At 63.3% G+C, this 13,350-nt stretch carries 10 protein-coding genes; 8 read left to right on the top strand and 2 right to left on the bottom strand.

What is annotated here, in order from left to right:
- Nucleotides 1-6 precede the first annotated feature (6 nt).
- The 5 genes from AABM52_RS10030 to AABM52_RS10010 all read left to right on the top strand — a co-directional run bounded on the left by AABM52_RS10030 (nucleotide 7) and on the right by AABM52_RS10010 (nucleotide 6,091).
- Nucleotides 7-1,686 (top strand): FAD-binding protein, encoded by a 1,680-nt coding sequence (locus AABM52_RS10030; RefSeq protein WP_347911603.1) that lies wholly within the window; start codon nucleotides 7-9, stop codon nucleotides 1,684-1,686.
- Nucleotides 1,674-2,429 carry a glucose 1-dehydrogenase gene (locus AABM52_RS10025; RefSeq protein WP_347911602.1) on the top strand — a complete coding sequence of 252 codons (756 nt, stop codon included), beginning with the start codon at nucleotides 1,674-1,676 and terminating at the stop codon, nucleotides 2,427-2,429. Before AABM52_RS10030 ends, AABM52_RS10025 begins: the two co-directional genes overlap by 13 nt.
- A gap of 13 nt (nucleotides 2,430-2,442) precedes the next feature.
- Nucleotides 2,443-3,525, top strand: coding sequence for a ferredoxin--NADP reductase (locus tag AABM52_RS10020; RefSeq protein ID WP_347911601.1), 1,083 nt, complete (start codon nucleotides 2,443-2,445; stop codon nucleotides 3,523-3,525).
- Between the two features lie 166 nt (nucleotides 3,526-3,691).
- Nucleotides 3,692-4,438, top strand: coding sequence for an SDR family oxidoreductase (locus AABM52_RS10015; protein ID WP_347911600.1), 747 nt, complete (start codon nucleotides 3,692-3,694; stop codon nucleotides 4,436-4,438).
- A gap of 72 nt (nucleotides 4,439-4,510) precedes the next feature.
- Nucleotides 4,511-6,091, top strand: coding sequence for a FadD3 family acyl-CoA ligase (locus AABM52_RS10010; protein WP_347911599.1), 1,581 nt, complete (start codon nucleotides 4,511-4,513; stop codon nucleotides 6,089-6,091).
- A gap of 117 nt (nucleotides 6,092-6,208) precedes the next feature.
- Here the strand turns inward: AABM52_RS10010 and AABM52_RS10005 are convergent, their stop codons facing one another.
- Nucleotides 6,209-7,087: an SDR family NAD(P)-dependent oxidoreductase gene (locus AABM52_RS10005; protein WP_347911598.1), complete on the bottom strand. Its 879-nt coding sequence runs from the start codon at nucleotides 7,085-7,087 to the stop codon at nucleotides 6,209-6,211.
- Nucleotides 7,084-8,826, bottom strand: coding sequence for an FAD-binding protein (locus AABM52_RS10000; protein WP_347911597.1), 1,743 nt, complete (start codon nucleotides 8,824-8,826; stop codon nucleotides 7,084-7,086). Before AABM52_RS10000 ends, AABM52_RS10005 begins: the two co-directional genes overlap by 4 nt.
- Nucleotides 8,827-9,092: 266 nt before the next feature.
- On the opposite strand from AABM52_RS10000, the gene AABM52_RS09995 reads away from it, so the two are divergent.
- From AABM52_RS09995 to surE, 3 genes are all read left to right on the top strand, one after another.
- The gene (locus AABM52_RS09995; RefSeq protein ID WP_347911596.1) at nucleotides 9,093-10,670 is read left to right on the top strand and encodes a DUF1302 family protein; all 1,578 of its coding nucleotides are present in this window, start codon (nucleotides 9,093-9,095) and stop codon (nucleotides 10,668-10,670) included.
- Between the two features lie 23 nt (nucleotides 10,671-10,693).
- Entirely contained in the window at nucleotides 10,694-12,073 is a 1,380-nt protein-coding gene (locus tag AABM52_RS09990) for a DUF1329 domain-containing protein (protein WP_347911595.1), read from the top strand.
- 78 nt (nucleotides 12,074-12,151) lie between these two features.
- Nucleotides 12,152-13,129, top strand: a complete 978-nt coding sequence (gene surE / locus AABM52_RS09985; protein WP_347911594.1) for a 5'/3'-nucleotidase SurE — start codon at nucleotides 12,152-12,154, stop codon at nucleotides 13,127-13,129.
- Nucleotides 13,130-13,350: the final 221 nt, after the last annotated feature.

Raw genomic sequence — 13,350 nt, 5'->3', positions numbered from 1 at the left:
CCGAACATGGACAGCCTGAACCGGTTGACGGCGTTGCGAGTGAACAGCGCCGACCAGTTGCCATGGGATGACCGTTGCGATTTGCTGATCGTCGGGTTTGGCGGAGCCGGCGCCTGTGCCGCCATCGAAGCCAGTACTCGCGGCCTTTCAGTGCTCGCACTGGATCGCTTCGAAGGCGGCGGCGCCACGGCACTCAGCGGTGGCGTGGTGTATGCCGGCGGGGGCACGCCGTATCAGCATCAGGCTGGCTATGAAGACACCAGCGAGGCCATGTTCAATTACCTGCGTCATGAAGTCGGCGAAGCCGTCAGCCACGAGACGTTGCGCAACTTCTGCGACGGCAGCCGCGAGCAACTGGCCTGGCTGGAGCAACAGGGCGCGGCCTTCGAGGCCAGTGTGCCACCGCACAAAACCTCGTACCCGAGCGACCAGTACTACCTCTATTACTCCGGTAACGAAGCCGTGCCAGCCTATGCCGCCAGCGCCAGGCCGGCGCCCCGTGGCCACCGCACCAAAGGTCCGGGCATGTCCGGCGCCAGTCTGTTCGCCCCGCTCAAGGCCAGCGCCTTGCGCCATGGCGCACGCCTGCGCAGCCAGTGCGAAGTGCGGCGTCTGGTACTCGACCTCGACGACAAGGTCATCGGCGTCGAAGCCTGGCAGTTGCCGTCGGGCAGTCGCGCCGCAAAACAACATGCCCGTCTGTCGCGCTGGGCCGCCGCCATTCATATGTACGCCCCGGCGCTGGCCGATCGCTTGCGCGCCCGTCAGCGCCGCATCGAACAGACCAGCGCCATTCGGCAATTGATTCGCGCCGAACAGGCGGTGCTGTTGAGCAGTGGCGGTTTTATCTTCAATCGCGATCTGGTGCACCAACACGCGCCGCAGTACCTGGCCGGTCTGCCGCTGGGCGCCACCGGGTGCAATGGCAGCGGCATCGCCCTGGGCCAGAGCGCCGGTGGCAGCGTGGCGCGGATGGACAAGGTCAGCGCCTGGCGTTTCATCAACCCGCCACTGGCCTGGGCTCGCGGACTGATCGTCAATGCTCGCGGGCAACGTTACGCCAACGAAGAAATCTACGGCGCGACCCTCGGCCACGCCATGGTCGAAGAACAGGACGGCCGCGCCATTCTGATTCTCAATCGGGCGCTGGTTCGAGAAGCAATCAGTCAGGTCGGCCCCGGCAAGGTGTGGAATTTCCAGCGCCTGCCGGTGCTGCTCAACTTGCTGTTCAACGCCAAGCGCAGCAACAGCCTGGCCGGGTTGGCCAAACGCTGCAACCTGCCACCGGAGCTGCTGCGCCAGAGCGTCGAACGCTATTCCCGCGCTGCACGGGGTGAGGTCGCCGACGAGTTCGGCAAGTCCGCCGCGATGCTCGCCAACCTCGACCAAGGCCCGTGGTACGCCCTCGACCTGTCTTTCGACAGCAAACTCTTCCCCTGCCCGGTCATCACCCTGGGCGGGCTGAAGGTCTGCGAGGACAGCGGTCGGGTGCTGGACCACGCCGGCCAGCCAATAAACGGTCTCTACAGCGCCGGCCGCAATGCGGTCGGGGTCGCTTCCAACCTGTATGTCTCCGGCCTGTCCCTGGCCGACTGCATTTATTCCGGTCGCCGGGCTGCCGCCCACGTGGCCGACCAATTCGCACTTCAAACCGCACGATCAGGAGAACAACAATGCAACGTGTAGAAGGCAAAGTCTGCATCATCACCGGCGCCGCCAGCGGCATCGGACGCGAAGACGCCCTGCTGCTGGCCCGCGAAGGCGCCAAAGTGGTACTGACCGACCTCAACGAAGAGGCTGGCCGTCAGGTTGCCGCCGAGATCGGCAGCAACGCACTGTTCATCCGCCACGACATCGCCAGCGAAAGCGATTGGCAGAACGTGGTGAAAACTACTGTTGAACACTTCGGCCGCCTCGACGTGCTGGTCAACAACGCCGCGATCCTGGCCCTGGGCAGCATCGAAGACACCACGCTGGAGCTGTGGCAGAAGGTGCAGAAGATCAACGGCGAAGGCTACTTCCTCGGCTGCAAGTACGCCATCCAGGCGATGAAGGAAACCGGCGGCGGCTCGATCATCAACATGTCGTCGGTGGCCGCGCTGGGCGCGATGCCGATGTTCTGCGCTTACTCGGCGTCCAAAGGCGCGGTGGCGGCGATGACCCGTTCCATTGCCTTGCACTGCAAGCAGCAGGGTTACCGCATCCGCTGCAACAGCGTACACCCCGATGGCGTGAACACGCCGATGACCCAGGCCCTGGCCGGTGGTCAGCCGATCCCGCAGGAAGCGCTGGACCAGGACCCGATGAACCGCATGGCCGCGCCACGGGACATTGCCAACGTGGTGCTGTTCCTCGCCGCCGACGAGTCGCGATTCGTCAACGGTGCAGAGATCCGCGTCGACAACGCCCAACTGATCAGCGGGCTCTGAGGCCGAGGTGAACATGGGCACGCAACAACAGAACCTGACCCCGGCCGAACACACGACGGCAAGCGTCTCATTGCAAGTGTGCGCGGTGATCGACGAGACCGCTGACGCGCGCTCGCTGGTGCTGGACGTACCGCCAACCCTGCGTGAACGGTTTCGCTACAAACCGGGCCAGTTCCTGAGTTTTCGCGTGCCCTTCGCCGGCAAACTGTTGACCCGCTGCTATTCCATGGCCAGCTCGCCCCTTGCGGACGCGCTGCCCAAGGTCACGGTGAAACGGGTCGACGGCGGCCGGGTGTCGAACTGGATGAACGAAGTCCAGGTCGGCGACTGGCTGGAAGTGCTGCCACCGGCCGGGCATTTCTGCCTGGACCCGCAGGCGGACACCGAAAAGCCCCTGGTCCTGTTCGGGGGCGGTTCGGGCATCACCCCGGTGTTTTCCATTCTCAAGTCGGTGCTGCATAGCAGTCGGCGGCCGATCAAGTTGATCTACGCCAACCGCGATGAAGCGTCGGTGATATTCAAGGACGAGCTGTGCCAGTTGATCAAGGCGCATCCTGATCAACTGCACGTGGTGCACGTCCTCGATTCGGTGCAGGGTTTCCTGACGGACCATCAGGTCCGTCATCTGCTGCGCGGATCGGCCGGTGGCGACTACTTCATCTGCGGGCCGGGCCCCTTCATGGACACCGTGGAGCGCACGCTGCTGGCACTGGGCGAAGCGGCCGAGCGGATCCATGTCGAACGTTTCGTTTCGCCACCGGACCCCGACGAACTGTTGGCCGAAGAAGCCCTCGCCCGCGAGGCCGCGATGGCTTCGCAGTGCGAAGCGCTGATCGTTGAGCTCGATGGTGTGCAACACGAAATCGCCTGCCAGCCCGGCGACACCCTGCTGCAAAGTTGCAAGGCTGCCGGTCTGGATGTGCCGTCGTCCTGTGAAGAAGGTTTCTGCGGCGCGTGCATGTGCGTGGTCAAGGAAGGTGAGGTTCAGTTGGCACGCAACGATGTACTGACACCCAAGGAACTCGCCGACGGTTGGACACTGGCCTGCCAGAGCCGACCGACCGGGGCGAAAGTACGCCTGAAATTCCCGGATTGATATTCAGGACCAACACCGTACCTGTGGCGAGGGGGCTTGCCCCCTCGCCACAGGTTGCTTCTGACCGACCAACATTTCGCCTTAGTCTCAACGGACGATCACTCGGGTCCGGTCTGCGGTTAGACTCGGCCACAGCATTAGCCCACAACAATAAAGAGGTGCAGTTATGGCTCGTTTGCAGAATAAGGTTGCGGTGGTCACCGGCGGCGCTTCGGGTATCGGTCTGGCCTGCGTGCGCCGTTTCGCTGAAGAAGGCGCGCAAGTGGTCGGGCTGGACATCGGCAGTGCACCGGCAGACTTTCCCGGCCTGTTCATGACCCTGGACGTGCGGGACGAAGCGCAGGTGCAGCAAGTCATGCAAGAAGTCATCAGTCGCCTCGGGCGCATCGACGTGCTGGTCAACGCCGCCGGAGTCGCCGACCAGGGCAGCGTGACCCAGACCACCACCGCCAACTGGCAACGGGTGATGGACATCAACCTGACCGGCAGCATGCTCACCAGCAAATACGCGCTGGCGTCGATGGTTGAACAACGCAATGGCTCGATCATCAACGTCGGTTCGATCTTCGGCCTGCAAGGCTGCGACGGCAACGTGGCCTACAACGTGTCCAAGGGTGGCATCAACCAGCTGACCCGCTCGATGGCCATCGACTACGGCTACGCCAACGTTCGCGTCAACGGCCTGTGCCCGGGCCTGATCGAAACGCCGATGACCAGCATGGTCCGTGACAATGACGCGTTCCACGCCTTCTTCGCCTCGCAGCACATGCTCAGCCGCTCCGGGCAACCGGAGGAAGTGGCCAACGTCGCTCTGTTCCTGGCCTCGGACGAAGCGTCCTTTGTCAGCGGCCAGATGATCGCCGTGGACGGTGGTTTCTCCGCCGGTCGCCGTTTCGCCCCGCCCGCCCAGTAATTCGTTATCCGGCCGGGCGCCCTGCCCGGCCTACTCCCTTTTTCGCAACTGTCTTCTAACCGGGGAGGCCCCATGCCGCCTGTCGCCACCGCACTGACCATCGCTCAACTGTTCGCCAACGCTGCCCAGGCCTACGGCGACCGCCCGGCCATCGAGGACGCGGGCCACGTCATCAGCTACCGACAACTGGACCAACTGCGCCGCCAGGCTGCCCGCGCACTGCTGGCCCTCGACGTACAGGTCGGGGACCGCGTGGCGATCTGGGCGCCCAATGTGTGGGAGTGGATTGTCGCCGCCGGTGCCCTGCAAAGTGTCGGCGCCGCCCTGGTGCCGCTCAATACCCGGATGAAGGGCAGCGAGGCCGGCTACATCCTGCGCGAGAGCGGCACCTGCGTGTTGTTTGCCATCGGTGAGTTTCTTGGTGCGGACTATCCCGGCATGCTGGCGTCCGAAGACCTGCCTGCCCTGCGCCACATCGTCAGCGTGCGCGGCGCCAATGCGGGCACCCTGGCGTGGGATCGGTTCATGGACCTGGGGGTCGACGTGCCGCACCTGGCCCTGCGCACCCGCGAACAGAGCGTTGGCCCGCAGGCCTTGTCCGACGTGCTGTTTACTTCGGGCACCACCGGCAAGCCCAAAGGCGTGATGACCAGCCACGGCCAGAACCTGCGAATCGTGCGGGACTGGAGCGATATCGTTGGCTTGCGCGAGAGCGATCGCTACCTGATCGTCAACCCCTTCTTCCACTCCTTCGGCTACAAGGCCGGCTGGCTGGCCGCCTTGATGCGTGGCTGCACCCTCCTGCCCCAGCAAGTGTTCGACGTGCAGGCTGTGCTTGAATGCGTGCAGCGCGAACGCATCACCGTGCTGCCAGGGCCGCCGACGCTGTATCAATCGTTGCTTGCCCATCCGCAACGCAGTGAGTTCGACCTGAGCTCCCTGCGCGTGGCGGTGACCGGGGCGGCGGCGATCCCGGTGGAGATGATCCACCGCATGCGCGACGAACTGGGCTTCGCCACCATCGTCACCGCCTATGGCCTGACGGAGGTCTGCGGTTTCGCCACGATCTGCCGCGCCGGCGACTCTGCGGAGCTGGTCGCCAACACCAGCGGCCGGGCGATGCCGGGGGTAGAAGTACGTTGTGTCGGCAACAGCGGCCGCAGCCAGCCGGCGAACATTCCCGGTGAAGTGCAGATTCGCGGCTACAACCTGATGCAGGGTTACCTCAACAACCCCGAAGCCAGCCAGGAGATTCTCGACGCCGACGGCTGGCTGCACACCGGCGACATCGGCATGCTCGACGAACAGGGTTACCTGCGCATCACCGACCGCCTCAAGGACATGTTCATCACCGGCGGCTTCAATGTGTACCCGGCGGAGATCGAACAGTGCTTGCTGACCTATCCGGGTGTGGCTCAGGCGGCGGTGATCGGCATTCCCGATGAGCGCATGGGTGAAGTGGCGATGGCGTTCCTGTTGCCAGCGCCGGGTATGGAAATCGAACAGGCACGGTTCCTCGCCTGGTGCCGTGAGCAGATGGCCAACTACAAGGTGCCGCGCCGGGTGCAGGTGCTGCAGAAGATGCCGATCAATGCCGCGGGCAAAGTGACCAAGAATGTGTTGCGCGAGTGGGCATTGCAGCCCGCCGACTAAACGCAATCCTTGTAGGAGCGAGCCTGCTCGCGATGGTGTGTCAGTCGACATCAATGCAACTGATAGACCATCGCGAGCAGGCTCGCTCCTACAGGTTTTTGTGTATGTCTGGACGGATCAGACCACCCGCGCCGGATGCTGCTGGCGCGGGTCGCCGAGCATGGCACGATGGGATGGCGGCTGGCGGCCTTCGGCTTCGCTGATGCCGTAACCAGGAGCGATTTCGGCGGTGATCAGGGTCTGCCCGGACAACGCCATCAGCTGCGGATCATTGAGCAAGGCATGAATCACCCGCCCGTTGAATTGCGGGGTTTCGGCGTGGGCCAGGAACGCCTGGTACTGCTCGCCATGCTGCTCGCCGGCAATCTTCGTGCGTTCGGTCAGTTGCGGGCCGAGCCAAAGCGACAACGCCGCCACGCCCTGCTCCTCGAAATCGATCGCCATGTCCGCCGCCAGCTTGTCGACACCGGCTTTTTGCGCGCCGTACGCCGGACCATGCATGTAGCAGCCGGCACCGAACGACGAGGTAAAGCAGATCAGCCCCTGGGCACTTTTCAGCAACAGCGGCGCGGCGTAGAAGCTGGCGATGTAGGCCGAGCGCAGACCGACGTCGAGAATGCGCACCAGGTCCAGCGGTTTAGCCCAGAACGGCCCCGGCTCGATCAACTGGTCATGGATGAACGCGGCGTTGTTCACCAGCAGATCCAGATGCCCACACTCTTCTTCCACACGGCTAAACAGCGCCTGAACCTGCGCGTCATCGGCGTGATCACAGACCACCGCGATACCGCGCCCACCAGCAGCGGTGATCGCAGCGGCGGTGTCCTCCAGCGAGCCGCGCAAGGCATGCCCGTACAAGCTCGATCCGCCCTGCGCCGGGGCACGACCGGTGACATACACCGTCATTCCCGCCGCCCCGAGGGCCAGGGCAATGCCCTGCCCGACTCCGCGACTGGCACCGGTCACTACGGCGATCTGCGGATGCTGGTTGTTCATTCGACACTCCCGAACAAGGTTTTCGCCGAAGCGGTTTCGCTCTGGCGCTTGATGTGATTGGCCGCCAGGTAACCGAAGGTCATGGCCGGGCCGATGGTCGAACCGGCGCCCGGATAGGTGCGGCCCATCATCGAGGCGGCGCTGTTGCCGATGGCGTACAGGCCGTTGATCGGTTCACCGTCTTCGTGCAACACGCGGGCATGCACGTCGGTCAGCAGGCCACCCTTGGTGCCGATGTCGCCGGCGTCGATGCGCACGGCGTAGAACGGCCCCTTGAGCAGCGGCGCCAGGCACGGATTGGGTTGCACGTTCGGGTCGCCGTAGTAGCGGTCGAACAGCGATTCGCCCTTGTGGAAATCCTCGTCGACACCCTGCACGGCCATGCCGTTGAAGCGCTGCACGGTGCGCACCAGCCCGCCAGCGTCGACACCGATTTTCGTCGCCAGCTCTTCAAGACTCGACGCCTTGTGGAAGTAATCACGCAAATGCTCGGGCAATTGCCAATCACGCTGGGCATAGCCCGGCAGCAAGGCGCCGCACGGGTATTTGCGGCGGAACTCGGCGTCGAACACCATCCAGCACGGCACGCTCGCGGCGCCTTCGCGGTTGTTGGCGTACATCGCGTAAACGATATCGGTATAGGGCGCGGCTTCGTTGACGAAACGCTCACCCGCCGCATTGACCATCACGCACCCCGGCAGGGTGCGTTCAACGAACAGCGCACGCTGTTTTTCTTCGCCCTTGACGTAAGTGGTCGGCGCCCACCAGCTGTGATCCATCAACGCGGTCCGCGCACCAATGGCCTGGCCAGCGCGGATGCCGTCGCCGGTATTGTTCGGCGGTGTGGCGCTCCAATCCGCTTTGGACGGCTGCGGCAAATACTGCTCACGCATCGCCTGGTTACGCTCGAAACCACCGGCGGCGATGATCACCCCGTAGCGCGCCTTGACGTTGAGCAACTGACCGTTGCGATTGACTCGCGCCCCGCCGACCCGGTCGCCGACCAGCAGCAGTTCTTCCAGCGCACAGTTGAGCCACAGCGACTTGCCGCGATCCTGCAACGAACAGCGCAAGGCACCGATCAAGGCATTGCCCAGGGTCAGGAAACGGTCGCGGCGGGACAAGCGTCGCCCTTCGCGATCACGCCAGTAGCGCCACATCACCCGCAGGGTCAGGCGCAACCAGCCGGGGCCACGGCACAGCAGCACCTGCGCCTCTTTCATGGTCATCGCCATGCGCCCCATCATCAGGGTGCCGGGGGACGGAGCGCGCATGCGCAAAAATTCTTCGCCGAGTTCGGCGGCATCGAACGGTTGCGGATCCATCGAGCGATAGCCCGGTTTTCCGCCCTCGACCTCCGGGTAGTAATCGGCGTAGCGTGGTTGCGCTTCGAAGCGCACGCGGGTGTGTTGTTCCAGGTACTCGACCATCTCCCGGCCATGTTCGACATAGGCTTCGATGCGCCCGTCGTCGATCTCGCCGTGGGTCACCGCGCGGATGTAGGCAATCGCTTCGGCCGCCGAGTCACTGCCGCCGATCGCGTTGATCCGGTGGTTGTTGGGGATCCAGATGCCGCCGCCGGACACCGCCGAGGTGCCGCCGTACTCGCCACTCTTTTCGATCAGCAGCGCATTGAGGCCCAGGTCGTGGGCGCGCAGCACAGCGGTCATGCCCCCGGCTCCAGAGCCAATCACCAACACATCACAGCACTCGTCCCATTTGATCCCGGCAGCGTTCATGCGATCACCCTTGTTCAGCGCCCATCAGGCAGAAACCGCCACCGCCGGATCTTCGCCCGGTGCAGTCGGTCTCGGGATTGTTCGCCGCGCGCGCCGGGTGTTCATCGTCCGATAAGACTAAGGCCAGGCCTGCCGCCACCCCGTACAAATCGCTTAGTCCGCTTGGACGATGTTGCGCGCAAGTCGTGACTCCATAGTCGCCCACAGCACCAATCACCCCCCTGAAATGCAGGTCGGGCAGGTCTGACCTGGGCCATGAGGACGACATGATAAAAACAATAATCGCCCCACCAACACAGCACCCTCGCGTTCAACTGGCTTGGCTGTTGCTGGCGGGCGGACTTAGCGCTCACGTTAACGCCATGAGCTTTCAGCCAAGCGAAGACTTGAGCATCGACTGGGACACCACACTGACGTACAGCCTCGCCTGGCGGACCGAGTCTCGCGATCACAAACTGACCGCCAATGCCAACGGCAACGACGGCGACAACGCGTTCGACAAAGGCAGCCTGATCAACAACCGCAGCGGCTTTCTCACCGAAGCCAACATCAAGTGGCAAGACGACTACGGCGTGTTCGTCCGGGCGACGGGCTTCTACGACAACGTCTACGATCAGGACAACGACAACACCACCGGCACTTCCAACTGCTTCGCCGGCGGCCATTGCAGCAAGCCTGACCGCTTCTCCCAGGACACCATCGACCAGCACCGCAATGAACTGCGCATGCTCGATTACTACGCCTATGGCACCTGGGACCTGAGCGGCCATGCCTTCAACGCGCGCCTGGGTAACCAGGTGGTGAGCTGGGGTGAAAGTCTGTTCTACCCGGGTATTTCCGCGGCCCAGAGCCCGGTGGACGCAACCAAGGCGACCACCCCGGGCGTCGAGGTCAAGGAAATCCTGCTGCCGGTCGGCCAACTGTTCACCCAGTTCGCCCTGACCGAAAGCCTGGGCATCCAGGCCTACTACCAATACAAGTGGGAAAAGACCGAGCTGTTCGGCGTGGGTAGCTACTTCTCCACCACCGACTTCATCGACGAGGGCGGCTTCAACGACGCCTCCGGTTTCGTCACCCGCATGAAGGACGACAAGCCGAGCGACAGCGGCCAGTACGGTGTGGCCTTCACCTACGCCGCCGAGTCGTTGAACAACACCGAGTTCGGCCTCTTCTACTCGCGCTATCACGACAAGACGCCGTCGCTGGATTTCGCGTCGAACCTGGGCCGCTACCAGGTGCGCTACTTCGACAACATCGACCTGTTCGGCGCGAGCTTCGCCACCGTGCTGGGCGACGTCAGTTGGGCCGGTGAAGTCAGCTACCGCGACGGCACGCCGGTGATGGTCGACAACGGTTTCTCCAGCCCCGTGCGTGGCAAGACCGTGCAAGCGCAAACGTCGATGATCTACGTGCTCGGCCCGACCTCCTTCGCCGACAACACCTCCCTGACCGGCGAGGTGGTCTACAACACCGTGGTCAGCAACGACAAGTCGCAGCCGGTGACCCTGGCGCCGGGCTTCACGCTGCCGGGAACCGACAGCCTGGTTTATGACCGCGATGCCTGGGGCTACACGGTGCAGGCGAACTTTGACTACAACGACGTGTTCAGCGGATGGGACATGTCGGTGCCTGTCACCTTCAGCGCCGCCGCTCATGGCGACAGCTCGATGGTCGGCTCGATCAACGCCGGCCAGAACGATAACCGCGCCAGCATCGGCAGTTCGTGGCGCTACCTGGGCAACTTCACCGTCGAGGCCCGCTACAACGCCTACCTCGGTAACGCCAACAACAGCCCGTTGGCCGACCGCGACAACGTCGCGCTCAACTTCAAGTACCGGTTCTGATTCCCCTGTCGGAGGAGCACAGCATGTCCAGATTCACCCAAACCTTATTGAGCACGGCATTGACCGTTGGCCTGCTCGGCAGTGGCCTGGCCTACGCCAAGGTCAGCCCGGAAGAAGCCGCCCGCCTGGGCCAGGACCTGACCCCGATGGGCGCCGAAAAAGCCGGCAACGCCGACGGCAGCATCCCGGCCTGGTCCGGCAAATGGCGCGGTCTGCCACCTGGTCTCAAATACGCCGGTCCTGGCACGCCGTACCCGGATCCGTACGCCGCGGAAAAACCGCTGTTCGTGATCGATTCAAAGAACATGGACAAGTACGCCGACAACCTGACCGATGGCCAGAAAGCGCTGCTCAAGCGTTACCCGGACACGTTCAAGATCCCGGTGTACCCTAGCCACCGCGACTTCCGCCTTGATCAGAAGCTGGAAGACCTGATCAAGAAAAACGCCGTCACTGCCGAACTCGACAATGACAACAACGACACGAAAAACGCCTGGGGTGCCTCGCCGTTCCCGATCCCGAAGAACGGCAGCGAGCTGATGTTCAACCATACCTTGCAGGGGCGCGCCAGCACTGAAGAGGCCAACTACGGCCAGGCGGTGGTGTACTCCAACAAGGAAAAGGTACTGGAAGAGGTCAACTACAAGATCTTCTCGATCTGGTCGAGCCCGGACAAAACCCCGGAGGCCGCGAACGGTGTATTCACCCACTTCCTGCTCACCACCCTGGAACCGGTGCGCAAGAAAGGCGAGATCGTGGTCGGTCACGAGTTCATCAACCCGACCGCCTCCCCGCGTCAGGCCTGGCAGTACAGCCCCGGTCAACGCCGGGTACGTCGCGCGCCGACCGTGGGTTACGACTCGCCGACCGGTGCGGGAGGTTTTCGTGTGTACGACGAAGACCGTTTGTTCAACGGTGCGCCGGACCGCTACAACTGGACCATCGTCGGCAAGAAAGAGATCTACATTCCGTACCACAACTACAAGATCGACGACCCGAGCGTGACCTCCGACCAGATCCTGGCCACCACCGGCCACGTCGATCCGCAGTACATGCGCTACGAGAAACACCGTGTCTGGGTGTTGCAGGCCAACCTCAAGGAAGGCGCCCGCCACGTGTACGCCAAGCGCGTGCTGTACCTCGACGAGGACACCTGGTCGGCGACCATGGCCGACAACTACGACAGCCGTGGCCAGTTGTGGCGCACCAACATGCAGACCTCGATCTACGCCTACGAGATGCAGCGCTACCACGCTCGCCTCGGGATCTACCACGACCTGATCGCCGGCTCCTACCTGGTTGACCGCATGTTGATCGATCAGAAACCGGCCAAGCTCAACGCCACCGCCTTCACCGAAGACGAATTCACCCCTGGCAACCTGCGCAAACTCGGCACCCGCTAAACCCGCCGCGCCTCGACCGAATCATTCGGTCGGGGCGTTGTGCTTTGTAAAATCCGCTCCTTCCACGGAAGACTCCCCATGAACAAACTCCTCACCGGCCTCATCGCCATGGCCAGCGTTGGCCTGTCGATGCAAGCCAACGCCCCGAACATCCTGCTGACCAACGACGATGGCTGCCGCGCACCCGGCATCGATGCGATGTACCGCGCCCTGACCGCTGCCGGGCATAAAGTCACCCTGGTCGGCCCGTTGAATGACAGCAGCGGCATCAGTGCAGCTAGCGTGGTCGTACCTGGGCAGGCCCTGGCGGTGACCGAACTGGCGCCGGGGCGGTATTGCGTCGGACCACCGGAGGGCTACACCCCGCCTGCCGGCAAGACCTCAGCCATCGGCACGCCGGTGGATGCGGTTAACGTCGGCCTCGACGTGATCCTCAAGGATTCGCCGCCAGACCTGGTGGTGTCCGGCAACAACTTCGGCGAAAACGTCGGCCCGCTGACGCAGATGTCCGGCACCCTCAACGCCGCCGTGCGCGCGATGTTCAAGGGGATTCCGGCAGTGGCGGTGTCCACGGGCATCGACATGGACCTGATCATTCGCGATCAGCAGGCGGGCTATCTAAAGACCCTGGGTGCGATGGACGACACGGCGCGGTTTGCCGTGAAGGTGATCGAGCAGGCGAGCCTCGCCGGCACAGAAGCCAGACAGGCTTGCGCGAAAAACAAACAGCAGTGTGATTTGAACGTGCTCGGCCTGCCGGGTGTCAGCGGCCTGAACCTCAACTACCCACCCCTGAAACCCGAAGAAGTCAAAGGTGTGAGCTTTGCCCCGATCGGTAACTGGGATCGCGTGAACTTCACCTCACAGCGCGGCGCCGACGGCGTGGTCCACGTCAACCTGGTCGCCCCTTCGACACCGACCCAAACCCAGCAAAAGGCCGATGCCTACCAACTATGGCAAGGCCACGCGGTGATCACCGTGATCGACGGCAACATGACCGCGCCGCAGGCGGTGCAGGACCAGGCGAAGAAGATGTTGCGAGGCATCAAGCCTTAAGCCAATGCAGCCCTCGCAGGTGTACGCAACATCTACGGGTATCCAAAAATCATTGTGGGAGCTTGCTCGCGATGAGGCCGGCACATTCAAAATAGATGTCGACCGACACTCCGCCATCGCGAGCAAGCTCGCTCCCACAGGGTTCGTGGGTGTACACAAAATATGCAACCAACCGAAATTACTGTGGGAGCGAGCTTGCTCGCGATGAGGCCGGCACATTC

The organism is Pseudomonas grandcourensis (genome assembly GCF_039909015.1).
GTDB lineage: Bacteria > Pseudomonadota > Gammaproteobacteria > Pseudomonadales > Pseudomonadaceae > Aquipseudomonas > Aquipseudomonas grandcourensis.
This window is presented reverse-complemented; position numbering and strand designations above follow the sequence as displayed.

Excerpts from the sequence above, each read along its gene's own strand:
- AABM52_RS10030 (WP_347911603.1), top strand. The coding sequence starts at position 7 with ATGGACAGCCTGAACCGGTTGACGGCGTTGCGAGTGAACAGCGCCGAC.
- AABM52_RS10025 (WP_347911602.1), top strand. The coding sequence starts at position 1,674 with ATGCAACGTGTAGAAGGCAAAGTCTGCATCATCACCGGCGCCGCCAGC.
- AABM52_RS10020 (WP_347911601.1), top strand. The coding sequence starts at position 2,443 with ATGGGCACGCAACAACAGAACCTGACCCCGGCCGAACACACGACGGCA.
- AABM52_RS10015 (WP_347911600.1), top strand. The coding sequence starts at position 3,692 with ATGGCTCGTTTGCAGAATAAGGTTGCGGTGGTCACCGGCGGCGCTTCG.
- AABM52_RS10010 (WP_347911599.1), top strand. The coding sequence starts at position 4,511 with ATGCCGCCTGTCGCCACCGCACTGACCATCGCTCAACTGTTCGCCAAC.
- AABM52_RS10005 (WP_347911598.1), bottom strand. The coding sequence starts at position 7,087 with ATGAACAACCAGCATCCGCAGATCGCCGTAGTGACCGGTGCCAGTCGC.
- AABM52_RS10000 (WP_347911597.1), bottom strand. The coding sequence starts at position 8,826 with ATGAACGCTGCCGGGATCAAATGGGACGAGTGCTGTGATGTGTTGGTG.
- AABM52_RS09995 (WP_347911596.1), top strand. The coding sequence starts at position 9,093 with ATGATAAAAACAATAATCGCCCCACCAACACAGCACCCTCGCGTTCAA.
- AABM52_RS09990 (WP_347911595.1), top strand. The coding sequence starts at position 10,694 with ATGTCCAGATTCACCCAAACCTTATTGAGCACGGCATTGACCGTTGGC.
- surE (WP_347911594.1), top strand. The coding sequence starts at position 12,152 with ATGAACAAACTCCTCACCGGCCTCATCGCCATGGCCAGCGTTGGCCTG.